This window comes from Streptomyces sp. NPDC048269 (assembly GCF_040652395.1).
Classification (GTDB): domain Bacteria; phylum Actinomycetota; class Actinomycetes; order Streptomycetales; family Streptomycetaceae; genus Streptomyces.
Genome location: NZ_JBEZLW010000001.1, coordinates 310078 through 332437, shown reverse-complemented (window position 1 = coordinate 332437; position 22360 = coordinate 310078). Strand labels below are relative to the sequence as shown.

Sequence of the window (22360 nt, the reverse complement as noted above, 5' to 3'; positions counted from 1 at the left end):
CTTGCCTTGCCCGGCCCGGTCCTACCGTCCGTCCCCCTGCCCGACCGGCCCGCCCTGCCCGCTGGATGGCCTCGACACAAAGAACGACAGTGCGCGGGTAACCACCGCGAGGCCCTACCCGGCTCGGCCCTGCTCAGCGCTGCCCGGCCCGGTCGCCCTGCCCTGCTGGGCCCTGCCCGCTCAGACTTGCCCGGCCCGGCCCTACCGTCCGTCGCCCTGCCCTGCTGGGCCCTGCCCGCTCAGACTTGCCCGGCCCGGCCCTACCGTCCGTCCCCCTGCCCGGCCCACCTTGCCCTGCTCGGCCCGGCCCGCTCGCCCCTGCCTGCTGGGCCCTGCCCGCTCAGGACTTGCCTTGCCCGGCCCGATCGGTGCTGCCCTGCCCGATCGGCCTTGCCCCCTGCCCTGCCCGGCCGGGCCCCGGACCGAGACCGGCGGTCCTGTCCCAGGTGAGGCTCCTCAGAACAGCCCGACCTGCTCGGCGGGCGGCTGCCCGGCCACGGGTGGGATCACCGCCACCGGCACGGTCGTCACGGCCTCGTCCCCCGGGGCGACGAGTTCCCACCCGGCGAGCAGCCGGGTGTCCACCACCAGCCCGTCCGCGAGGTGTAGATCGGGGCCGGCCGCGCCCGCCAGCCGACCCACGACTGCCCCGCCGGGCACCATCTCGGTGATCACCCGCGCGGGCGCGGGCAGCCCGCTTAGCCCGAACGGTCCTGCGTGGTCGGTTACTTCGCACTCCACGCGCTCCAGCGACTCCGGCCACCCGGGCAGTGTGGCGGCCCGGGCATGCAGCGCGGCGACTTCCCGGGCCCGGTCGGGCGCGGCCGGCAGGTGCGCCCGTACGGCGCGCTTACGCGCGTACGCGATCCGGTCGGGCACCCCGAGGGCCGCCCGCAGCAGCTCCTCGGTGCGCCGCGTGGCCATGAGCGGTCCTCGCCCCAGCCAGGCCCAGGCCACGGCCCCCTGCTCCAGCAGCCTGACCGCGCCGCGCTCCTCGGCGGTGATGCCGACCTTGACCATCCCGGGACCGAACCACGCCAGGTAGACGCGGTAGGTCCGCGGATCGGCGGCATTCGTGTCGGCGGCGACCGAGAACGACCTGTCGAGGCGCGCGCATTCGGGACACTGCGCGGTCCCGGCGCGTCCCGGCACGGGGGCGCCGGTGGGGCAGGGCGTCCGCTTCCCGGCCCGCCGCACGCCGAGGCAACGCCGCTCCGCCCGGGCCACGAAGGCCAGCCGCTGCCCGTACGCGAGCACGCTCGCCCGCTCGCCGCGCCCCTCCCCGTACCAGCCGATGGCGGGGCGGCCGTCGCTCCACCGGATCCCGGTGCACCACCAGCTCACAGCGGGAGCGGCCGCTCGAAGAAGGTCTCCAGGACGACGGTGGCCTGCGTACCGCTGACCCCGTCGATCGCGTAGAGCCGCCGCAGGACGTCCTGCAACTGCTGGGTCGAGGCCGTGCGCACCTTCACCATGACGGACGCGCTGCCCGCGATGATGTGCGCCTCTTGGATCTCGGGAATCGCGGCGAAGGCGGCGGCGGACTCCCCCATCCAGGCGTTGGAGTCAACCATCACGTAAGCGAGCACCCCACTGCCGACAGCAGCCGGGTCGACCTCGACGGTGGTCCGTCGGATCACCCCGCGCTCGCGCAGTTTACGGACGCGTTCGTGCGTGGCCCCGGCCGAGAGCCCCACGGCCGCGCCGAGTGCAGCGTACGACTGGCCGGCGTCTTCCTGCAGGCGCAGAACGAGCGCCCGGTCGATCTCGTCCACTCGATCTTCCTCCCATGGACCCGTCGGATCTTGGGAAGACGGTACCTGATCCTGCAATCTCGCCATCAAGCCGAACAAAATTCGGCGATGCCCTCCCACGGGGAATCATTTCGGACATAGCCGACCTCACCTTGTACAAGATCCGGGACGACCGCTTCACGACCGGCCACTGCGCCAACGGCGACGCGCGCCAGGACCGGCTCTACGACGACTGCCGCTGGGCGGAAGGCCCGCTTTGTCTGCCGGCCTTACGGCAACTGCTGGGGAGCGACATCCCCAGGACCGGATGCTGAGCCGGGACGAGGCGACCGGCGCGGTCTCCGTCTTCCGCCCCCAGGCCGGACACTCCAGCGGCAACACCCTGGACCACGAAGGCCGCCTGATCACCTGTGAGCAGGTCTGCCGACGTCACCCGCACAGAACCCGACGGCAGCATCACCGTCATCGCCGACCTCTTCGACGGAAAGCGGCTCAACAGCCCCGACGGTCCGGTGGTCCGCTAGGACCGCTCGAGCTGGTCTCCCACCCGGACTCCGGCATCACCAACGACTACGCAGGCCACCGCAAGCCCAGTGAGACTCCCTGGTGATGTCCGGGGCCGGCCTCCCCCGGGCCCTCTGAGGACCGTGGCGTGCCCGGCTACCGGGCGACGAACTGCGTCAGGATCGCCTGCACCTCGTAGATGTCGACACCCTTGGTGAAGGTCTTCTCGATCGGCGCCGAGCTCCCGGATATCCATATCTTGAGCTCGGCGTCGAGATCGAAGTGGCCGGCGGTCTCCACGGAGAAGTGCGTGATGCTCCGGTACGGGATGGAGTGGTACTCCACTTTCTTCCCGGTCAGCCCCTGCTTGTCGACGAGCACCAGCCGCCGGTCGGTGAACAGGATCGTGTCCCGAATCAGCAGATACGCGGCGTGCACCTGCTCGCCCTGCCCCAGCAGTCGCCCGTAGTCCCGCTGCGCCGACGCCGGGTCGACGCGGTGCGCGTTTCCGAACAGTCCCATGAGAGCCCCCCGTTTTCCGGTTCGAACGATCTTCAGAAACCGTACCGAGGCCCGGACGTAACCCGCGTCCCCCGCCAGAGCCACCTCACCCCCGACTACTCCCGGGGTATCCCCTCCCCACGAAGGAGGAGACCCGCCCGTCAGGACATACGACAGAGGCCCTCAGGATTTCTCCTGAGGGCCTCTGCCTCGCTGTGCACTCGGCAGGATTCGAACCTGCAACCTTCTGATCCGTAGTCAGATGCTCTATCCGTTAAGCTACGAGTGCTTGGGCTTCCCGGGGTTTTGCGCCCCGTTGGCCTTGCGAGAACAACAATACATGGACCTCGCCGGGACGCGAAATCCATTAGCCAAACCATTGCTGACCTGCGAAAACGAGCCGGATGAAGATCGTCCGGATGGGTTCGCACAGAGGTCGGAGCGGACCGGATTGCCCCGGAACGCATCGAAGCCCCGGTCCGTCAGGACCGGGGCTTCGATGAGGTGCGGAGGCGGAGGGATTTGAACCCTCGATGGACCGTAAAGCCCAAACCGCATTAGCAGTGCGGCGCCATAGACCGGACTAGGCGACGCCTCCAGCACACCCTCGCGTACGAGGGTGCGTGCAGATGATGACACAGGCGCAGGGCCCCTCACCAATCCGCTCCCACGGTACTAGGAGGGACGGGCCGAGGGCAAAGCCTTAAAGCCTCCGCGGCACGCAACATCGGCGGCCCCCCGTCGTTGGGCAGGCGTACGACGTACGGACGACCTGGAGTGCCCCATGCTGCGTCTCGCCGCCCTCGCCGTCACCTCCGCCCTGGCCGCCACGGCTGCGGGGCCGCTGCCCCCGCTGCCGCTGGGCCGGCTGCTGACGGCACCCGACCGCCTCACCATCTCCATGGCCGACACCGGCAGCCGCCGGCTGGACCGCGAGTTCCAGCTCGAATGCGACCCCGTGGGCGGCGACCACCCCTGGAAGGAGCAGTCCTGTGCCCGGCTGGACCAGCTCGCCAAGAAGGGGAAGGACCCCTTCGCGCCCGTCTCCCCGAACGAGGTCTGCTCCGTGCAGTACGGGGGCCCGGCCACCGCCCGGATCACCGGGACGTGGCACGGGCAGCGCGTGGACGCGGCCTTCCGCCGGACGAACGGATGCGAAATCAGCCGCTGGGACGAGTTGGAACCTCTGCTTCCACCTGGGCGTTCCTGACCTGGGAGGATGCGCGGGATGGGCGGTATCCACCACACATCGTCCACCCCGGCGGGGGAGTGTGGCCTTAGACTCCTCCCGTGACATGCCGGTAGTTGTGGTCAGGGAGGAAGCTCGTCGTGAGCAGCAGGCCATCCCGAGGCGCTGCTCGCCTCGCAGCAATACTCGACGCTCTTCCGGACGCGCTGTTGCTCGTCAACGCCAACGGCACTGTGGTCAACGCCAATTCGATCGCTCTCGAGGTCATGGAGAGCCCGGGCACCGGGCTCGTCGGCCGCGGCGTGCTCGATCTCCTGCCCGAGTTCGACTCCAAGCTGATCCCCGGCTCCATGCGCCGGCCCGGTGAGGACGAGGGCGGCCGGACCAAGCCCACGCGGATGATCGCGCGGCGCACCGACGGCAGCGAGTTCCCCGTCGAAGTGACCAGCGCCCATCTCGACGGCCGCGACGCCTACCGCGAGCCGCAGCCCGCATACACCGGCGACGAGCTGCTGATGCTCGTCGTACGGGACCTCTCGCAAACCGTGGACACCGAGGCCGAGCTGGCCCGCTCCCAGCGGCAGACCGAGATGATCCTGCGGGCCGCCGCCGAGGGCGTCGTCGGCACCGACACCGACGGACGAGTGGTGCTGGTCAACCCGGCGGCCGCCCAGATCCTCGGATACCGCGCCACCGACCTCGGCAACCGCGAACTGCACGAGCTGGTCCTGCACTCACGCGCCGACGGCTCCCCGTTCCCCTTCGAGGAGTCTCCGCTCGCCGACACCCTGCGCAGCGGACGCAAGCACCGCGTGCGCGGGCAGGTGCTGTGGAACAAGGCCGGCCAGCCCGTCGCCGTCGACCTGACCACCTCGCCGGTACGGGACGGGGAGCAGCTCGTCGGCGCCGTCATGACCTTCACCGACCGGCGGCCCTACGACGCCCTCGCCGCGCGCCACGCGCAGCTGCTGGCCGTCCTCGGCGACTCGCTGCGCGGCCCGCTGGACGAGCTGCGCGGGGAGCTGGCCACGCTGGCCGCCGACGATGCGGGTCAGTTGTGGCCCGAGGCCAATCAGCTGCTGCACCATCTGGCCGCCGGCTACTCCCGGATGACCACGCTCGTGGACAACGTGCTCGGCTTCCAGCGTCTGGACTCCGGGGTCGAGCGGCTCACGAAGAAGAAGATCCTGATCAACGGCGTGGTCGCGGCCGGTGTCGACGGCGCGGTCGAGCTGATCGGCCCGGGCCGCGCACAGTTCGCCGTCCATGCACCGACGATCGAGGCCGAGGTGGACGCGGGCCGGATCGCGACCGCCCTCGCGCACCTGATCGCGGACGTCGCCGGGGTGGACGCCACCGGCAAGACCCGGCAGGGCAGTGGGTACAGCGACTCGACGATCGTGGTGGCGGCCGCCCAGCGCGGCGATGTCGTACGGATCGAGGTGCGCGGACCGTACGAGGGCGGCGACCCCGTACACGAGCCGATCGTCCGGGGGATCGTGGCCGCGCACGGAGGCGTGCTGCAGACGGTGGAGGTCCCGGGCGCGCCCGGCGGCGCGTTCGTGCTGGAGCTGCCCCTGGGCTCGGGCGCGGGGACGGTCAGCCTGCCCGAGCCGGCGGAGCAGCCCCCGGCCGACACGGGCGCCGCGGGCCGGGTCTCCGGCGGACGGCGGGCCCGGCGCGGGGTGGATGCCTTCCTGGAGGACGAGGACGGTTCCGGCACGGCCGGCGCCGACAGGGCCGCCGAGGGCGGCGCGCTGGCACTGCCGTCCGGGCGGCGGCGGGCGGGCGAGGCCGGTGGCGAAGGCGAGACGGGTCCGGAGCTCGCGCAGTCCCCGGTGAATCCGGCGGGGCTCGGGACCGGGCGGCGTCGTGGCCGCGACGGTGACGGCAGCGGCGGAGGCGGTGCGGACGGCCCGGGGCAGCCCGTGCCCCCGCAGGGCACCGCCATGCCCGCGCTCCCGCCCGTGCCCGCAGTGCCACCGGTTCCGCTGACGGAGCATCCCGCCGGACGCCGGCGGGCGCTGGGTGCGGCCGGGCCCGCGCAGACCGGCGGCCCGGTGCCGGCGACCGGGCTCGGGCCGATGCCCGCTCCCGCCCAGGTTCCCCCACGTCCCATCGCCCCCGAAGGCGGCTTCGCTCTGCCCGCCGGCCCGACCCCGGCGCCCCCGGCCCCGTCCGCTCCGCAGCCCCCCGCGACGGCCGGTTCGGCCGCCGCTCCCGGTGAGGCCGAGGCCGAAGCCCCCGGCGGCCGGCGTGGCCGCCGGACGCTGAGCGCGCCCGCCGCCGAGACCGAAGCCCCCGCCGCGCCGTCGGCTGCGGCCGAAGGGGATCCCGTACATCCCACCGGGCGGCGTCGCGCGCTGCCCGCCACCCCGGCATGGCCGGTTCCGGCGGCCCGGACCGCTCCCGAGGCCGACGAGGCGTCCGGCCAGGTCGCGGTGCCCGGCGCCAGGCAGCCGCAGGAGACCCCGGCGGAGGGCCAGGCCGCGCAGCCGATCAGCGTGCGGGCCCTCGGCACACTCGGACAGGGCATCTCCGTGGACCCCAACGGCTCCGGCTCCGGCCGTCGGCGCCGACTCGCCGAGCCCGCCCCCCAAGGCCGGGCATTTGCCATAGAAGCCCCCGAGGCGGGCTCCGACGAGGGCCCCGAGCCTCTGGACGGCCCCGGCGGCGCCGTCGAGGTCGTCAACCGTCCCGTGCCGCGGCCCGTCGACGACGAGCTCCCGCCGGAACCGCTGGACAATCCGCGGCGGCTCCTGGTGTGGCCCGCACCCGACGTGCAGACCCAGCAGGCGCTCAGCGACCGCGGCTACCGCCCGGTGGTCGTGCACTCCCGCGAGGAGGTGGACGCGCAGATCGCCGCGTTCCCCGCCGCCCTGTTCGTGGACCCGCTGACCGGGCCGATCACCCGTACCGCCCTGCAGTCCCTGCGCCAGGCCGCGGTGGCGGCCGAGGTGCCCGTACTGGTCACGGCCGGTCTCGGGCACGCCACGCGCGAAGCGGCGTACGGCGCCGATCCGGCCGTCCTGCTGAAGGCGCTCGCTCCGCGCGACAGCGAGCAGCACCCCTCGCGGGTGCTGCTGATCGAGGAGCACGACGAGATCGCGACCGCCCTGACCGCCGCACTGGAGCGGCGTGGCCTCCAGGTCGCCCGGGCGGGCGCCGACACCGACGCCGTGGAACTCGCGACGCGGATGCGGCCCAACCTGGTCGTCATGGATCTGATGCAGGTGCGCCGCAGGCGGGCCGGGATCGTGGACTGGCTGCGCGCCAACGGGCAGCTGAATCGCACCCCGCTGGTCGTCTACACGACGGCCGGCATCGACTCGTCCGAACTGCCGCGGCTGGCCTCGGGCGAGAGCGTGCTCTTCCTCGCCGAGCGGGCCACGACGGCGGACGTACAGGGCCGCATCGTGGACCTGCTGGCCAAGATCGGCACCAACTAGCGATCCTGGCCCGATGGCCACCATCAACACCACCGAGCAGACCGTCCCCGCCGACAACGGGGAGGTGAACCTGCTGATCGCACGACAGGTGGAGCCGGGGCACGAGGAGACCTTCGAGGCTTGGGCCCACGGGATCCTGGAGACGGCCGCGAGTTTCCCGGACCACCTCGGATACGGGCTGTTCCGCCCGGCGGTCGAGGGCGGCCCGTGGTTCCTGGTCCACCGTTTCCGCAACCAGGCGGCGTTCCAGCGCTGGCAGGACTCCGCGGAGCGGGCGCAGTGGTTCTCCAACTGCCTCGGCCACCACCACACGGAGATAGCCCGCAGGGAACTGCACGGCATGGAGACGTGGTTCGCCAAACCGGGTACGACCCGGCCCGCGCCGCCGCGGTGGAAGATGGCGATCAGCTCGGGGCTGGCCATCTTCCCGATCTCGCTGATCGGCAACGCGGTGCTCGGGCCGTACCTGGTGGATGTGCACTTCGTGGTGCGGACGGCGGCCTTCGCCGTCGTCTTCAGCACGCTGATGACCTACGTGGCCATGCCCGCAGTCAGCAAGCTGCTGCGGCCATGGCTCACGCGCGGCTAGTCCAGCTTGGTGACGTCCAGCGCGCCGTCCGCGTACTGCTTGCGGATCACCTTCTTGTCGAACTTGCCGACGCTGGTCTTCGGCACCTCCTTGATGACCGCCCAGCGCTCCGGCAGCTGCCACTTGGCGATCGACTGGCCGAGGAACACGCGAAGTCCCGCGTAGTCCACGCCCGCGCCCTCCTTGAGGACCACGGTGGCCAGTGGACGCTCGCCCCACTTGTCGTCGGGGACGGCCACGACCGCCGCCTCGGCGACCTCGGGGTGCGCCATCAGCGCGTTCTCAAGCTCCACGCTGGAGATCCACTCGCCGCCGGACTTGATGACGTCCTTGGCCCGGTCGGTGAGGGTGAGGTAACCGTCGGGGCTGATGACGCCGACGTCTCCGGTCTTGAGCCAGCCGTCGGCGCTGAACTTGTCCTCGGGACGGAAGGCTTCGCCGGACGCGCCACCGTAGTAGGCGCCCGCGATCCAGTTGCCGCGTACCTCCAGCTCGCCCGCCGACTCGCCGTCCCAGGGCAGGTGGTCGCCGCCGGGACCGACCAGGCGGGCCTCGACGCCCGCCGGGAAACGGCCCTGGGTGAGGCGGTAGGGCCACTCCTCCTCGGCGCTCAGACCGGCCGGCGGGTGCGCCATCGTGCCCAGCGGGGACGTCTCGGTCATGCCCCAGGCGTGGCAGACGCGGACGCCGAGCTTGTCGTAGGCCTCCATCAGGGAGGGCGGACAGGCCGAGCCGCCGATCGTGACGTGCTTCATCGAACTCAGGTCACGCGGGTTGGCGGTTACCTCGGCCAGCATGCCCTGCCAGATGGTGGGAACGGCCGCTGCGTGCGTGGGCTTCTCCCGCTCGATCATCTCGGCGAGCGGCGCGGGCTGCAGGAAGCGGTCCGGCATCAGCATGTTGATGCCGGTCATGAAGGTGGCGTGCGGCAGCCCCCAGGCGTTCACATGGAACTGCGGGACCACGACGAGGGAGGTGTCCTTGTCGGTCAGCCCCATCGACTCGGCCATGTTGACCTGCATGGAGTGCAGGTAGATCGAGCGGTGGGAGTAGACGACGCCCTTGGGGTCCCCGGTGGTGCCGGAGGTGTAGCACATGGCGGCGGCCTGGCGCTCGTCCAGCTCGGGCCAGTCGTAGCTGTCGGAACGGCCCGCGAGGAGTTCCTCGTACTCGTGCACGCGCACGTCCAGGCCGTCGAGCGCGGAGCGGTCGCCGATGCCGGAGACCACTACGTGCTCGATGGTCGGCAGGTGCGGCAGCAGCGGCGCCAGCAGGGGCAGGAGCGTGCCGTTGACCAGGACGACCCGGTCGACGGCGTGGTTGACGATGAAGACCAGCTGCTCAGGAGGGAGCCGCAGGTTCAGCGTGTGCAGGACCGCGCCCATGGAGGGGATCGCGAAGTACGCCTCGACATGCTCGGCGTTGTTCCACATGAGCGTGGCGACCCGGTCGTCCTGTTGCACACCGAGCTCGTCGCGCAAGGCGTTCGCAAGGCGGGTGGCGCGGGTACCGATCTCGGCGAAGCTGCGGCGATGCGGCTCGGCCTCCCCGGTCCAGGTCGTGACCTGGGACTTCCCGTGGATCGTCATCCCGTGTCGGAGTATGCGGGTGACGAGGAGCGGTACGTCCTGCATGGTGCTCAGCAAAGCGTCCTCCCGGTGAGCGCTGCGGCGCTGCGGCGGCTACGGATGCTGCCGATTCTGCGCGCATACCGGTCGGCATGTCACTACCCAAAGGTAGAAACTGCGCGGTGTTTCACGTGAAACATCTCTGGTTTCACGTGAAACATCCTCCGGCTCACCTGACGGGGGTGAGCTCCGGGTCCTCGCGGAGCTTGACCAGCGCGCGGGAGACAGCGCTCTTGACCGTGCCGATGGAGACCCCCAGCAGCTCGGCGGTCTGCGCCTCACTGAGGTCCTCGTAGTAGCGCAGGACGACCATGGCCCGTTGCCGGTCGGGCAGCCGGGTCACCGCTCGCCACATCGCGTCCCGCAGGGCCTGCGCCTCCGCGGGATCCGCGGCGGGGTACTCCTCGTTCTCCGGGAGCTCGTCGCAGGCGAACTCGTCGACCTTGCGCTTGCGCCACTGGGAGGTGCGGGTGTTGACCAGTGCCCGCCGGACGTAACCGTCGAGGGCGCGGTGGTCCTCGATGCGGTCCCAGGCCATGTACGTCTTCGCGAGGGCCGTCTGGAGCAGGTCCTCGGCGTCGCACGGGTTGGCGGTGAGGGAGCGCGCGGTGCGCATGAGGACCGTGCCGCGGGTCCTGACGTACGCCGAGAACGACGGGTACGGCGTCGGATTCGAGGCGAGCGTGCACACAGGCGTGGTCATGGCTCCACGCTAGGAGCGCACGCACCTCCTGGGATCGGCCGCAAGTGCCGAAGGAGGGTCCACCTCAGGTTGTAGGGCCAGGACGGGCTCCACCTCCTGAAGGTGGAGGAGGCGGAGCCCGGCAGCTTGCGGATCTCAGCCGTCGGCGCCGAGGATCAGCCCGGACGTCGGTACCCCGGTGCCCGCTGTGACAAGTACGTGCTCGGCCCCCACGGCCTGGTTGACGGAGGTGCCGCGCAGCTGGCGGACGGCCTCCGCGATGCCGTTCATACCGTGCAGGTAGGCCTCCCCGAGCTGGCCGCCATGGGTGTTGAGCGGCAGCGCGTCCGCGGCCACGAAATCGGCGGCCTCACCGGGCACGCAGAAGCCGAACTCCTCCAGCTGCATGAGCACGAAGGGGGTGAAGTGGTCGTAGAGGATGCCGACGTCGATGTCCGAGGGGCGCAGGCCGCTGGTCCGCCAGAGCTGGCGCGCGACCACGCCCATCTCCGGCAGCCCTGTGAGGTCGTCCCGGTAGAAGGAGGTCATGGCCTCTTGGCGCCGGCCGGCACCCTGCGCGGCAGCGGTGATCACGGCGGGCGCGTGCCTGAGGTCGCGCGCCCGCTCGGTCGTGGTGACGACGAGGGCCTGGCCGCCGTCGGTCTCCTGACAGCAGTCCAGCAGACGCAGCGGTTCCACGATCCAGCGCGAGGCGGCATGGTCGGCGAGGGTGATGGGCTTGCCGTGGAAGTACGCGGCGGGGTTGTTCGCGGCGTGCCGGCGGTCGGTGACCGCGACGTGCCCGAAGGCCTCGGGGGTGAGGCCGTACGTGTGCAGGTAGCGCTGGGCGGTCATGGCCACCCAGGAGGCCGGGGTCAGCAGCCCCCAGGGCAGCGACCAGCCGAGCGCCGCGCCCTCCGCCGAGGGCTCGCGCTGCTGGACGCCGGAGCCGAAACGGCGCCCGGAGCGTTCGTTGAAGGCGCGGTAGCAGACCACGACCTCCGCCACCCCGGTGGCGACGGCGAGCGCGGCCTGCTGGACGGTGGCGCAGGCCGCGCCACCGCCGTAGTGGATGCGGGAGAAGAAGGACAGGTCTCCCATGCCGGCCGCCTGGGCGACGGTGATCTCCGGGTTGCTGTCCATCGTGAAGGTGACCATGCCGTCGACGTCGGCGGGGGTGAGCCCGGCGTCGTCGAGAGCGGCGTGCACGGCCTCGACGGCGAGCTTGAGCTCGCTGCGGCCCGAGTCCTTGGAGAACTCGGTCGCGCCGATGCCGGCGATGGCGGCGCGGCCGCCGAGCTCGTCGCGGGTACGGACGCTCATGCCGGCACCTCCGCGGTGACCGTCCCCGTGACGTGGTGACCGATCCCGTTGGCGCCGACGACACGGATCTCGACGGTGGTCCCGGCCACCGCGGTGACGGTGCCGGTCAGGGTCATCGTGTCGCCCGGGTAGTTGGGGGCGCCGAGGCGGATGGCCACGGTGCGCAGGACCGCCCGCGGTCCGAGGCGGTCGGTGATGTACCGGCCGACCAGGCCGTTGGTGGTCAGGATGTTCATGAAGATGTCCGGGGAGCCCTTCTCCCGCGCGAGCGACGCGTCGTGGTGCACGTCCTGGTAGTCGCGGGAGGCGATCGCGCCCGCGACGATCAGGGTGCGGGTGACCGGTATCTCCAGCGGCGGGAGCTCCTCGCCGACTCTCAGCGCGCCGACCATGATTCAGCCCTCCTGCGCCAGTACGGCGCCCAGTTCGGCCAGCAGCTCGCTGCCGCAGCCCAGATATGCGTCCAGCTGGCGCCCCCACAGGAAGTGCCGGTGCACGGGGTGGTCCAGATCGGCGCCCGTGCCGCCGTGCAGGTGCTGGCCCGCGTGCACGACCCGCTTGCCCGCCTCCGAGGCCCACCAGGCCGCCGTCAGCGCGTGTTCGCGCGCCGCGAGACCCTGGTCGATGCGCCAGGCCGCCTCGTACGCGGTCACCCGGATCGCTTCGGTGTCCATGTACGCGTCGGCCGCGCGGAGCATGACCCCCTGGTTGGTGGAGAGCGGCCGGCCGAACTGCTCGCGCGTGCAGGTGTACTCCACCGCCCGGGCGAGCGAGCCCGCGCATACGCCCGCCTGGAGCCCGGCGAAGGCGGTGCGGGCGGCGGCGAGCGTGTCCTCGTAGGCGTCCTGCTGGGCGCTGTCGCTCCCGACGCGTTCGGCCACGGCTCCGGTCAGGGTCAGCCGGCCTGCCGACCAGGGGGCGGTGGTCTCCACCGGGGAGGTCCGTACGCCCGGCGCGTCCGTCCGTACGAGCCACAGCGCGCGGTCCGCGTCCGGGACCAGTACGTGGGTGGCCTCGCGCAGCCATGGCACCGCCGGGGCGGTCCCGGTGAGCCGGCCGTCCTCGGCTGCGATCCGGCCGCGGGCCGGGAAGACGCCGGTGGCCACCGCCTCGCCCGTGCCGAGGGCGGGCAGGAGGCGGGCTCGCTGCTCGGCACTGCCGTGCGCCGCCAGGGGGAGCATGCCGTACGCGCAGGTGGCGGCGTAGGGGACCTGGGCAGTGGTGCGGCCCTGTTCCTCCAGCAGCAGGACCAGGCCGAGCAGGCCGATGTCCTGGACGGCGGCGATCAACCCGGAGGTGGCGAGGGCCTTCCACAGCTCGGCGTCGCTGCCGGTGCCCACGTCGGCCAGGCGTTCGTGGGTGGCGAGGTCGCGGAATATCCGGGCGGCGAGACCGGCCGCGGCGGCCTGCTCCTCGGTGGGGTGGAAGTCCATCAGCCCTCGCTCCCGCGGAAGACGGGGAGTTCGAGGTCGTCGTCGACGCGCAGGAACTCCACTTGTACGGGCATGCCTATGCGCACCTTGTCGCAGGGGACGCCGGTGATGTTGCTGATCATCCGGACGCCCTCGGCGAGCTCGACGAGCGCGACGGCGTAGGGACCCCCCGCGTCAGCGGGATGATCGTGCGCCGTGAAGGCCGGAAAGGGCGGGTGGTGCATGACGACGTAGCTGAACACCGTGCCGACGCCCGACGCCTCGACGGTGTCCCAGCCGGGGGAGGCGCAGGCATTGCAGCCGGGCAGCCACGGGAAGCGGAAGGTGGCGCAGGCGGTGCAGCGCTGGATCAGCAGTTTGTGGTCCCGGACCCCGTCCCAGAAGCCCTGGTTGTCGCGGTTGATCACCGGGCGGGGGCGCCGGACAGTGGGCTTCTCCCGCCGGGCCGCGGGCACGTACTTGAGGATCCGGAAGCGGTGGGTGCCGGCGAGCTCGCCGTCCACGCGGACGTCCGTGCGGGTGGTCACGAAGTGGCCGGTGCCCAGCTTGGTCGTCTTGCGCGGGGACACGGACTCGATGACGGCGTCGAAGGTGACCGCGTCGCCGGGCCGCAGCGGGCGCAGGTACTCCTGCTCGCAATCGGTGGCGACCACGGAGGTACAGCCCGCGCCGTCGAGGAGCGCCAGGAGCTCGTCGTAGGCGGACGACCGATCGCTGTGGCCGGAGAGGCCGCCCATGGTCCAGGCCTGGAGCATGGTGGGCGGCGCGACGGCGTCCGGGCCGGCATAGGCGGGGTTCGCATCGCCCATCGCCTCGCACCAGTGGCGGATCATCGGCTCGTTGACCGCGTCCTTGCCCCGGCCGGCGGTCGCGGCGGGCCGCCCTTCGAAGGCCTTGAGCAGCTCGTGGAAGCGGGCTGCTTCCTCTGCCGTGCCGGTTGCGTACGCCGTCATCGCTTTCTCCCCTTCATGCCGAGCCGCATCATGGCGACGATCTCCCGCTGGACCTCGCTGACTCCGCCTCCGAAGGTGTTGATCTGCGCGGCCCGGTTCATCCGCTCCAACTCGCCGCCCGCAAAGGCAGCGTCTCCCCGGATCAGGGCCTCCTCGCCCACCACCTCCTGGCACATCCGGTAGACCTCGACGGTGGATTCGGTGCCGAGGAACTTCACGCCGCTGGCGTCGCCGGGGGCCAGCGTGCCGCCGCCCACGTCTTGGACGAGGCGCCAGTTGAGGAGGCGTACGGCGGCCAGCCGGGCGTGCGCTTCCGCCAGCCGGGACCGCACCCAGGGCACGTCGGCGGGGCGCTCGCCGGTGACCGGGTCGGGGGTGCGGGCGTGGGCGAGGGCGGCTTCGTAGAAGTCCTCGGCCTGCATGCCGATGGCGGCGAGGGCCACGCGTTCGTGGTTGAGCTGGTTGGTGATCAGGCCCCAGCCGCCGTGCTCGGGGCCGACGAGGTTGCCGGCGGGGACGCGGACGGAGTCGTAGTACGTCGCCGTGGTGGTCAGCCCGCCCACGGTGTCGATCGGGGTCCAGGAGAAACCGGCGGCGTCGGTGGGCACCAGGATGATCGAGATGCCCTTGTGTTTGGGGGCCTGCGGGTCGGTGCGGCAGGCGAGCCAGATCCAGTCCGCGTTCTGGGCGTTGGAGGTGAAGATCTTCTGCCCGTCGATCAACCAGCCGCCACCTTCTCCCCCCTCGCCGTCCCCCGCGCCCTCTCGGACGGCTCGGGTTCGAAGCGAGGCGAGGTCGGTACCCGCCTCGGGCTCGGAGTAGCCGATGGCGAAGACGATGTCGCCCTTGAGGATCCGGGGCAGGAAGTAGTCCTTCTGCTCCTGGGTCCCGTACTTCATCAGGGTCGGACCGACGGTGTTGAGCGTGACCATCGAGACGGGGGCTCCGGCCCGGTACGCCTCGTCGAAGAAGACGAACTGCAGGTCGGGGCCGCGGCCCTGGCCGCCGTACTCGACGGGCCACCCCAGGCCGAGCAGGTCGTCGGCGCCGATACGGCGCAGCAATTCGCGCTGGCGGACCGGGTCCTCGGGGACACCGTCCGGCAACAGTTCCTGGAAGTACTCCCGCAGTTCGGCGCGGAGCCGCAACTGGCCTTCGGTCGGGGCGAGGTGCACGGCGCTGGCCTCCCGGCATCACATCATCGAGTGAACCTGACTCTCCGTCAGATTTACCGGTGGTGTCAAGGTCGGGAAGCCGCACGGCGATGCGGCGGCCACCTCGGCGCGAGCCCGCACGCGCGCGAGGGCGCCCGCGCTACCGGCCCCCAGCCGGTCCGGTCGCGCAGGCGCGGGGGAGAGCGGCGACCGCGGCGACGACGCGGGCGGTACGGATGCATGCCATGTCTGAATCCTCCGGAAAACCGAAGTGGGGATTGCTCCAAGACAGTTGGCCGACCGCCTCGGTCGTTCCGTGTGGTGACGACGTCGCGAGACCAGAGTTGCCCACCGAATCCCCGGCGAACCACCCCGGACCCAGCGATTCCCCCGCAAGCATGCGCGGCGGATAAACCTCATTCGCACCACTGACCCCCGGGTCAGACCCCTGGGAAGCCGCGGAGACCACCGCCGCAGAAGCGATGAACCGTTTCACCAGATCCGCGTGTCCCGGACATGCCGAAAAGGGGCCGCGTCGTCCGGGAACCCCACCGTCTCCCGGGTATGCGGCCCTGCAATAAAAAGCTTGGCGCCCCCTGTGCGCCCCGGCGTCCGCCGGGGCAATCCAACCGCGCCCCGTTCCGGGGGCGCTGCGCGGCGCGATCCGCGGTCACACACGACCGGGCTCAAGCGCCTGTTCCCACTCCTGGTACTGCTCCTGGTACTGCTCCTGCTCCTGCTCCTGCTCCTGCTCCTGCGCGCGTACGTCGTGCTGTCCGGCGACGGCGCGCACGCCGGCGAAACCGGGTCCTGCGGTTGCTGCGGTACGGGCCCTACGCGGCGAGCGCGAGCGTTTCCCGGGCGGCGCCGACGGCGGCTGCGGCGACAACTCCGGTCGCGGCCACGTTCGTAGCTGCGTTCGTGGCTGCGTTCGTGGCCGCATTCACGGCTGCGACCTGGGCTCCGACCGGGGATCCGAGGGGGCTCAGGGCTCGGACAGCGCTTCCCTGCCCGGCACCCATGGCCGCGGCGGTGGTGGACCGGCGGACCGAAGGGGTCTTGCCGTGCGCCTCGGCGCGGATCCGCTGCTTGATGGTCGGCGGGAGCGAACCGCCCCGCATCATCGCCCGCCAGGTGCGCCGGGCGGTGAAGGCCGGGCGCAGTGCCGCAGCGGCCGGGCCGGCGGGAGCCGGGGCGGTGGCGGCGGCCGGAGCGGCCTTCACCGCGAGACCGAGAGAGGAGAGGAGGGCCACGAGGACGGCGAGGACGGAGGTCCAGATCGACGTGACGATGCTGCGGTGAGCCATGACGGGTGCCTCGTTTCGAGATGTTCCGACGGGCGGATCTGAATACATTCGTCATGATGTGGCCGCAACCGCACCGCCCCCACCACCCGCGCCGATCGTCCGACAAACACCACCCGGAAGGCGCAAGGACCACCAACGGAAAAGGGGCGCCCCGAGATCGGGGCACCCCTTGTGGCCTGCGCATACGCCGGCCTCTGGCGGTGGGTGTGGGATTTGAACCCACGGTGACTCGCGCCACGACGGTTTTCAAGACCGTTCCCTTAGGCCGCTCGGGCAACCCACCTGGCCGGTACAGAGTACCGGCCAGGCGGGGATGGCGGGTGCGGCTGGGGGTCAGGCGGTCTGCGCCTTGTCGTAGGCCGCCTTCGCCTCGTTGCCGAAGTACGGCCCGTACATCCGGTTCGGCAGGAAGGTGTAGCCGAAGCTGTTCACCGAGACTTGGGTGCCGAGGCCGGTGGCCTCGTTGAAGTCCTGGAACCAGGGGCCGCCGCTGGAGCCGCCGGTCATGTTGCAGGCCAGTCCGTGGTCCTTGGTCAGCAGGAAGTCCTTGCCGCTGTTGCCGCTGCAGTAGACGAGCTTGGTGCCGTCGTACGGGGCCGCCGCGGGGAAGCCGAAGGAGTACATCTTCTTGTTGTATCCGCCGTTGAAGAGGATGCCCTGGGCTCCGACGGCCTGGCTGAGGGTCAGTCCGTTCAGCGGGGCGACGACGGCGAGGCCGACGTCCATGTTCATGTCCTCGCTGGCCGCCCACTGGTCGGTGGCGAAGGTCTTGGTGGCCGACCACTGGCCGTAGGGCGCGCTGCCGTTGTTGTAGGCCGGGACGAAGACCCAGTTGGTGTGCCAGGCGCCCTGGTACTTCACGCAGTGGCCTGCCGTGATGACGGTGCTGCCGTTGGCACTGGTGATCGAGTCTCCGGAGCAGGAGGCGGTCCGGTCTCCCATGCTGAAGAAGACCCGGCCCGAGGTCTTCACGACCGCGCCGGCGCCCGTCCAGGCGCCGCCCGCCTGCGGGAAGGCCGCGGGGGAGGCCGCCAGGGCCGACGAGGACGCCGTCGGGGGAATGCTGGTGGGCGCGGCCGCGGTGGCGACCTGCGTCCGGGCCGTGCCGGGAACTGCCGTGACGTCGAGGGGGGTGGCGCTCCTCATGCGCTCGGCGGTCCAGAAGCCCTGGGTGTGCTGCTGCCGGAAGGACGCGGGGGCGTCCGCCGCGATCGAGGGGGTGGCCGCCGTCAGGGTGCCCGCGATCAGGGCGCCTGCCGCCAAGAGGATGGATGCGGCGGTGCGATGACGAATCACGCATGACTCCTTCTGCCGTGCCCGGTCCGGTCCTGTCGGTCGGACCAGGGCAGGGTGGGGGTGAAGAACGGTCGGTGCGGATCGGCTGTGCTGTGTGTGCCGTGTGCGCTGTGCCGTGCTGTGCGCTGTGCAGTGCAGTGCCGTGCGCTGTGCCGTGCAGTGCCGTGCGCTGTGCCGTGCAGTGCGCGCCGTGCGGCTTGCCGGGCAGAGTGGCACGGCCGCGCGTCATTGTCAGCGGGCAGTCAGAACGTTCGGTCGGTTCCGGCCACGAATTGGCCAACTCCCTTCCGTCCCGGCGTCATGCGGTGAGCAGCACGCCCGCGTACGAGACCCCCGCGACCACCACCCAGGCCCCGAGCCCGAGCGCAGCGGCCCGACCGCCGGTCCGGGCCAGCGTCGGCAGGTGCACCGCGCTCCCCAGGCCGAACAGGGCCGCCGCGAGCAGCGCCTCCTGCGCGGTGTGCGCCCACTCCAGCGCCACGTCCGGCAGCGTCCCCGTGGCGCGCAGGGCCGCCGCTGCCAGGAATCCGGCCACGAACAGCGGCACCGGGGCCGGGCGGCGTCCGGAGGCCGTACGGACCCCGCGCCGCCGGGCCCGTACGGCGAAGGCCACGGCTGCCACCAGCGGGGCGAGCAGGGCCACCCGCATCAGTTTGACCAGCACCGCCTCGCCGAGCGCGGCAGGTCCGGCGGTCTGCGCGGTGGCCACCACCTGGCCAACGTCGTGGACGCTCGCGCCGACCCATCGTCCGAAGGCGGGATCGGACAGCCCCAACGGCGCTTGCAGCAGGGGAAGTACGGCGATGGCGAGCGTCCCGCAGAGGGTCACCAGGGCCACCGAGGCGGCCACGTCCTCCTCGTCGCTGCCGGACACCTCGCTCACGGCGCCTATCGCCGAGGCCCCGCAGATCGAGTACCCGGTGGCTATCAACAACGGCTGGTCACCCGGGAGTCCGAGGCGGCGGCCCAGCCAGAGAGTCCCGAAGAAGGTGGCCGCGACCACTCCGGCCACCATGGCCACCGTCGCCCAGCCGAGCCGGAGGACCTGGTCCAGACCCAGGCCGAGGCCCAGCAGGACGATGCCGATCCGCATCAGCCGCCGACCCGCCAGGGAGAGGCCCGGGCGGGCGCTACCGCGTACGAAGGTCCGTAGGCCGGGAAGGTGCGCCGCCGCGATGCCGAGCACCACCGACGCGGTCAGCATGGGCACGGCGGGCACCAGCCGATGGATGCACCAGGCCACCAGCGCGCCGGCCGCGGCGGTTGCCAACCCCGGCCAGGGAGTGGATGTTTCACGTGAAACACGCGGTACCGCCACACCCTGGGGGCGGTGGAGGAGGGCCATCAGTCGACGGGGAGCGTGTAGACGCGACGGATGCTGGTGCCCAGCCGGGAGACGTCGGCTCCGTAGACGTGCAGGGATATCGCCTTCGTGCGACAGGAGTTGTACACCTTGTGAATGTCACCGGGCGGGGCGAACCCGCAGACTTCCCCCTGGCCGTTGACGACGTCCTCGGTGACGACCAGCCGGGCGGCATCGGCTCCCGGTGAGAGCCGGTAGCGGCGTTCGCTCTCCTCGCCCTGGTGCACCCCGGTCACGCACCACGACACGTGGTCGTGGATGCAGGTCTCCTGGCCGGGCAGCCAGACCAGCGCCACCACCGAGAAGCTGCCGTCGGACTCGGCGTGCAGGATGTGCTGCCGGTACCGCTCCGGGTCGCCTTCCTGCTGCGCCGGGGTCAGCAGGCCGGGCGCGCCCAGGTGCGGGGCGAGGAGTTCGCCCACCAGGTACGCGGTCAGGTCCGGAGCCAGACCCCGGCCCACGACCCTGCGGATCTCACTGACGAGGGCGGCCATCCTCGCGGTCGTACGGGCCGGCGTGGTGGTGGTCATACCGGCAGCGTGCTGCCGCCGTTCCATCACGTCCAACGACAGTTGTGAGCCGAATTCCCAAGCACGGGTTATGGATCGGTCAGCAGCCGACGCGGTTCGCCGCTACCCGCTTCAGCGCGTCGAGCATGACGGCCGTCGCCGGGATGCGCAGATGGTCCCGGTAGACGTAGGCGGCGATGTGCCGCCGCGCGGCGGGCTGGAGCGCCCGCCCGCAGACCCGGTTCAGCGAGAGGGAGGGCAGCACCAGCGCGGGCATCATCGCTACGCCCAGCCCCTGTGCGACCAGGCTCTGGACCACGAGGTTGTCATCGCTGGAGAAGCGGATGTCGGGCACGAAGCCCAGCTCCGCGCACTCGTGCAGCAGGTTGGCCCGGCAGCGCGGGCAGCCCGCGATCCAGCGCTCCTCGGCCAGGTCGGCGAGTTGCACGGCGCGGCGCCGGGCCAGCGGGTGCCCGGTCGGGAGCAGCACCGTCAGCTGGTCCTCCAGCAGCCTGACCTCTGCGACCTCCTCCGGGACCTCCTCGTGCAGCCCGGGATAGGTGAAGGCCAGGGTGATGTCGCACTCCCCGCGCTCCAGTCGGCGCAGCGACTCGGGAGGCTCCCCCTCCAGCAGTTCCACCTGCACGCCGGGGTGTTCCTTGGCCAGACCGCTCAGGGCTTCCGGGACGAGGGTGACGTTGCCGCTGGGAAAGCCGCACAGCCGGACCCGGCCCGTGCGCAGGCGCGCGTACGCCTTCAACTGCGCCTCGGCGGCGGAGAGGCTGCCGAGGATCGTCTCGGCGTGCCGGGAGAGGGATTCCCCTGCCTCCGTGAGCTGCATCTTGCGGCCCACGCGGGTGAACAGCGGGGTACCCACGGCGCGTTCGAGCGCCTTCATCTGCTGGGTGATGGCGGGCTGGGTGTACCCCAGCACTCGGGCGGCCGCCGAGTAGGACCCGGCGGCGACAACAACGTGGAACGTCCGGATGTGCCGGGAATCGAACACCCTTGAAGCATAAGCGGACGTTGGGAGGGGCCGTAGGCGGTATTCCGCCCACGGCCCCTCCGCATCAAGCCAGTGATCCCGGCCGCGTGGCCGTTACTTGTCCCCCACGCGCGAGCCGAGGGTGATGTCGACCGTGGTCGGCTTGCCGCCGCGCAGGTAGGTCAGCTTGACCGTGTCGCCCGGCTTGTAGGTCCAGATCATGCTGATGAGGCTCGGGCCGCTGTCGACCGGCTTGCCGCCGAACTCGGTGATGACGTCGCCGGGCTTGAGGCCCGCCTTGCCGGCCGGTCCGTCCGGGTCGACCAGGTCGTTGGCGGGAGCGCCCTGCTCGGAGATCTTGGCGCCCTCGGCCTTGGCCTGGAGGTCCACGGAGACCGAGATCACCGGGTAGACCGGCTTGCCCGTCTTGATCAGCGACTCGGCGACGTTCTTCGCCTGGTTGATCGGGATGGCGAAGCCGAGGCCGATCGAACCGGCCTGGCCGCCGCCGAAGCCGCCGTTGCCGGCCGACTGGATCGCGGAGTTGATGCCGATGACCGCGCCGCGCCCGTCGAGGAGCGGGCCACCGGAGTTGCCCGGGTTGATCGAGGCGTCCGTCTGGAGCGCGCTCATGTACGAGTTCTTGCCGCCGGAGCCGTCACCGGAGGCGACCGGGCGGTTCTTGGCGCTGACGATGCCCGTGGTGACCGTGTTGGACAGGCCGAAGGGGGCGCCGATCGCAATCGTGGCGTCTCCGACCGCGACCTTCTCGGAGTCGCCGAGCGGCAGCGGCTTGAGCCCGGGCGGCGGGTTCTTCAGCTTGAGGACGGCAACGTCGTAGCCCTGGGCCCGGCCCACCACCTCGGCGTCGTACTTCTTGCCGTCGGAGAAGGTGGCGGTGAGCTTGCCGCCGTTCGCGGCGGAGGCCACGACGTGGTTGTTGGTGAGGAGGTGGCCCTGCTGGTCGTAGACGAACCCGGTGCCGGTGCCGCCCTCGCCGTCGCCGGTCGAGGCCTCGATGGTGACGACGCTGGGCAGCGCGCCCGCGGCCAGACCCGCGATGGATCCGGCCTCCCGCTTCAGCTCCTTCGGCGTGTTGCCCGCGCTGATCGTGGTCGAGCCGGTGCCGTTCTCGCTGCGGTCCGCGGCCCAGTAGCCGACGCCACCGCCGATGCCGCCTGCCAGGAGGGCCGCCACGAGTACGCCCGCGATCATGCCGCCCTTGCCCTTCGGCTTGGCCGGCGGGGTGCCGTCCGCGCCCAGGGGAACGCCCCAGGCGCCGCCGCCGTGCCCGCCGCCCGCACCGTACGCGGGCACCGTGGGCGGCGGGGGCGGCCAGCCCTCGGCTCCGTGGGCGGCCGGGGCGTGCGGCTGCACGGGGGCATGGCCGTAGGCCGGGGCAGGGGCCGCAGGCTCGGGCGAGGGCCCCGGAGCGGGCGGGATCTGCTGGGTCGGCTCGGTGCCGGGCGCGGGAGTCGGCGGCAACTGCTGGGTCACCGGCTCGGCGGCACCCGGTGCCGGAGGAACCTGGGGCGCGGCCGGAGCAGCGGCCGCGGATGTGTCGGCGGGGGGCACGTCGGCCGGCTGTGGAGCGGACGCGGGCGCCGGTCCCGCCGCCTGCGTCGCGGAGGCCGGAGCAGGGGGTGCGGACGGGGCCGCGGGGGGTGTCGGGGCCGCGGTGCCCTCGTTCTCGGTGCTCACAGCGCTCTCTCCTCGTCACACACGGCTTCAGAAATCTCTG

At 71.8% G+C, this 22360-nt stretch carries 20 protein-coding genes, 3 tRNA genes and 1 pseudogene; 4 read left to right on the top strand and 20 right to left on the bottom strand.

Annotated elements, in window-relative coordinates; all coding sequences use genetic code 11:
* Positions 1–456 precede the first annotated feature (456 nt).
* Together AB0D48_RS01640 and AB0D48_RS01635 are read right to left on the bottom strand one after the other, a co-directional pair.
* On the bottom strand, positions 457–1344 hold the full coding sequence (locus AB0D48_RS01640) for a DUF2797 domain-containing protein (protein WP_362389618.1): 888 nt from the start codon (positions 1342–1344) through the stop codon (positions 457–459).
* Positions 1341–1775 carry an Lrp/AsnC family transcriptional regulator gene (locus AB0D48_RS01635; RefSeq protein WP_362389616.1) on the bottom strand — a complete coding sequence of 145 codons (435 nt, stop codon included), beginning with the start codon at positions 1773–1775 and terminating at the stop codon, positions 1341–1343. The genes AB0D48_RS01640 and AB0D48_RS01635 overlap by 4 nt, the downstream gene beginning before the upstream one ends.
* A 107-nt stretch (positions 1776–1882) precedes the next feature.
* On the opposite strand from AB0D48_RS01635, the pseudogene AB0D48_RS01630 reads away from it, so the two are divergent.
* Positions 1883–2352, top strand: a pseudogene (locus tag AB0D48_RS01630) (SMP-30/gluconolactonase/LRE family protein); the annotation flags it as partial.
* Positions 2353–2414: 62 nt separating this feature from the next.
* Here AB0D48_RS01630 and AB0D48_RS01625 read toward each other — a convergent pair.
* From AB0D48_RS01625 to AB0D48_RS01615, 3 genes are all read right to left on the bottom strand, one after another.
* Positions 2415–2780 (bottom strand): PH domain-containing protein, encoded by a 366-nt coding sequence (locus AB0D48_RS01625; RefSeq protein WP_362389614.1) that lies wholly within the window; start codon positions 2778–2780, stop codon positions 2415–2417.
* A gap of 195 nt (positions 2781–2975) precedes the next feature.
* Positions 2976–3048, bottom strand: a tRNA-Arg gene (locus tag AB0D48_RS01620).
* A 218-nt stretch (positions 3049–3266) separates the two neighbouring features.
* Positions 3267–3357: transfer RNA gene (locus AB0D48_RS01615), tRNA-Ser, on the bottom strand.
* 186 nt (positions 3358–3543) lie between these two features.
* Between AB0D48_RS01615 and AB0D48_RS01610 the strand changes: the two genes are divergently transcribed.
* The 3 genes from AB0D48_RS01610 (at position 3544) to AB0D48_RS01600 (ending at position 7986) form a co-directional block, all read left to right on the top strand.
* A complete protein-coding gene (locus AB0D48_RS01610; RefSeq protein ID WP_362389612.1) occupies positions 3544–3969 on the top strand; it encodes an SSI family serine proteinase inhibitor in 426 nt (141 codons plus the stop codon).
* A gap of 119 nt (positions 3970–4088) precedes the next feature.
* On the top strand, positions 4089–7397 hold the full coding sequence (locus AB0D48_RS01605; RefSeq protein ID WP_362389609.1) for a PAS domain-containing protein: 3309 nt from the start codon (positions 4089–4091) through the stop codon (positions 7395–7397).
* Positions 7398–7410: 13 nt separating this feature from the next.
* Positions 7411–7986 (top strand): antibiotic biosynthesis monooxygenase, encoded by a 576-nt coding sequence (locus AB0D48_RS01600; protein ID WP_362389607.1) that lies wholly within the window; start codon positions 7411–7413, stop codon positions 7984–7986.
* Here the strand turns inward: AB0D48_RS01600 and AB0D48_RS01595 are convergent.
* The 15 genes from AB0D48_RS01595 to AB0D48_RS01525 form a co-directional block, all read right to left on the bottom strand.
* Entirely contained in the window at positions 7983–9632 is a 1650-nt protein-coding gene (locus AB0D48_RS01595) for a long-chain fatty acid--CoA ligase (protein ID WP_362389605.1), read from the bottom strand. The genes AB0D48_RS01600 and AB0D48_RS01595 overlap by 4 nt on opposite strands.
* Before the next feature lie 151 nt (positions 9633–9783).
* A complete protein-coding gene (locus tag AB0D48_RS01590) occupies positions 9784–10317 on the bottom strand; it encodes a SigE family RNA polymerase sigma factor (RefSeq protein WP_362389603.1) in 534 nt (177 codons plus the stop codon).
* A 135-nt stretch (positions 10318–10452) separates the two neighbouring features.
* Complete coding sequence (locus AB0D48_RS01585; RefSeq protein ID WP_362389601.1) at positions 10453–11619, bottom strand: lipid-transfer protein; 1167 nt, start codon at positions 11617–11619, stop codon at positions 10453–10455.
* Positions 11616–12011: a MaoC family dehydratase gene (locus AB0D48_RS01580; RefSeq protein ID WP_362389599.1), complete on the bottom strand. Its 396-nt coding sequence runs from the start codon at positions 12009–12011 to the stop codon at positions 11616–11618. The genes AB0D48_RS01585 and AB0D48_RS01580 overlap by 4 nt, the downstream gene beginning before the upstream one ends.
* Before the next feature lie 3 nt (positions 12012–12014).
* Entirely contained in the window at positions 12015–13052 is a 1038-nt protein-coding gene (locus tag AB0D48_RS01575; protein ID WP_362389597.1) for an acyl-CoA dehydrogenase family protein, read from the bottom strand.
* Entirely contained in the window at positions 13052–14005 is a 954-nt protein-coding gene (locus tag AB0D48_RS01570; protein WP_362389595.1) for an OB-fold domain-containing protein, read from the bottom strand. Before AB0D48_RS01570 ends, AB0D48_RS01575 begins: the two co-directional genes overlap by 1 nt.
* Positions 14002–15180: an acyl-CoA dehydrogenase family protein gene (locus AB0D48_RS01565; protein WP_362389593.1), complete on the bottom strand. Its 1179-nt coding sequence runs from the start codon at positions 15178–15180 to the stop codon at positions 14002–14004. The genes AB0D48_RS01570 and AB0D48_RS01565 overlap by 4 nt, the downstream gene beginning before the upstream one ends.
* A 649-nt stretch (positions 15181–15829) precedes the next feature.
* Positions 15830–15952, bottom strand: a complete 123-nt coding sequence (locus AB0D48_RS01560; protein WP_362389591.1) for a hypothetical protein — start codon at positions 15950–15952, stop codon at positions 15830–15832.
* Between the two features lie 40 nt (positions 15953–15992).
* On the bottom strand, positions 15993–16466 hold the full coding sequence (locus AB0D48_RS01555) for a DUF6344 domain-containing protein (protein WP_362389589.1): 474 nt from the start codon (positions 16464–16466) through the stop codon (positions 15993–15995).
* Positions 16467–16661: 195 nt separating this feature from the next.
* A tRNA-Ser gene (locus AB0D48_RS01550) sits at positions 16662–16749 on the bottom strand.
* Positions 16750–16799: 50 nt separating this feature from the next.
* Positions 16800–17762, bottom strand: a complete 963-nt coding sequence (locus AB0D48_RS01545; RefSeq protein WP_362389587.1) for a peptidase — start codon at positions 17760–17762, stop codon at positions 16800–16802.
* Between the two features lie 298 nt (positions 17763–18060).
* On the bottom strand, positions 18061–19107 hold the full coding sequence (locus AB0D48_RS01540; RefSeq protein ID WP_362389585.1) for a putative sulfate exporter family transporter: 1047 nt from the start codon (positions 19105–19107) through the stop codon (positions 18061–18063).
* Positions 19107–19655, bottom strand: a complete 549-nt coding sequence (locus tag AB0D48_RS01535) for a cysteine dioxygenase family protein (RefSeq protein WP_362389583.1) — start codon at positions 19653–19655, stop codon at positions 19107–19109. The genes AB0D48_RS01540 and AB0D48_RS01535 overlap by 1 nt, the downstream gene beginning before the upstream one ends.
* A 79-nt stretch (positions 19656–19734) precedes the next feature.
* Entirely contained in the window at positions 19735–20640 is a 906-nt protein-coding gene (locus tag AB0D48_RS01530; protein ID WP_362389581.1) for a LysR substrate-binding domain-containing protein, read from the bottom strand.
* A 93-nt stretch (positions 20641–20733) separates the two neighbouring features.
* Positions 20734–22320, bottom strand: coding sequence for a trypsin-like peptidase domain-containing protein (locus AB0D48_RS01525; RefSeq protein WP_362389579.1), 1587 nt, complete (start codon positions 22318–22320; stop codon positions 20734–20736).
* Positions 22321–22360 lie beyond the last annotated feature (40 nt).

Excerpts from the sequence above, each read along its gene's own strand:
- AB0D48_RS01575 (WP_362389597.1), bottom strand. The coding sequence starts at position 13,052 with ATGGACTTCCACCCCACCGAGGAGCAGGCCGCCGCGGCCGGTCTCGCC.
- AB0D48_RS01570 (WP_362389595.1), bottom strand. The coding sequence starts at position 14,005 with ATGACGGCGTACGCAACCGGCACGGCAGAGGAAGCAGCCCGCTTCCAC.
- AB0D48_RS01600 (WP_362389607.1), top strand. The coding sequence starts at position 7,411 with ATGGCCACCATCAACACCACCGAGCAGACCGTCCCCGCCGACAACGGG.
- AB0D48_RS01585 (WP_362389601.1), bottom strand. The coding sequence starts at position 11,619 with ATGAGCGTCCGTACCCGCGACGAGCTCGGCGGCCGCGCCGCCATCGCC.
- AB0D48_RS01610 (WP_362389612.1), top strand. The coding sequence starts at position 3,544 with ATGCTGCGTCTCGCCGCCCTCGCCGTCACCTCCGCCCTGGCCGCCACG.
- AB0D48_RS01590 (WP_362389603.1), bottom strand. The coding sequence starts at position 10,317 with ATGACCACGCCTGTGTGCACGCTCGCCTCGAATCCGACGCCGTACCCG.
- AB0D48_RS01625 (WP_362389614.1), bottom strand. The coding sequence starts at position 2,780 with ATGGGACTGTTCGGAAACGCGCACCGCGTCGACCCGGCGTCGGCGCAG.
- AB0D48_RS01580 (WP_362389599.1), bottom strand. The coding sequence starts at position 12,011 with ATGGTCGGCGCGCTGAGAGTCGGCGAGGAGCTCCCGCCGCTGGAGATA.
- AB0D48_RS01540 (WP_362389585.1), bottom strand. The coding sequence starts at position 19,107 with ATGGCCCTCCTCCACCGCCCCCAGGGTGTGGCGGTACCGCGTGTTTCA.
- AB0D48_RS01555 (WP_362389589.1), bottom strand. The coding sequence starts at position 16,466 with ATGGCTCACCGCAGCATCGTCACGTCGATCTGGACCTCCGTCCTCGCC.
- AB0D48_RS01535 (WP_362389583.1), bottom strand. The coding sequence starts at position 19,655 with ATGACCACCACCACGCCGGCCCGTACGACCGCGAGGATGGCCGCCCTC.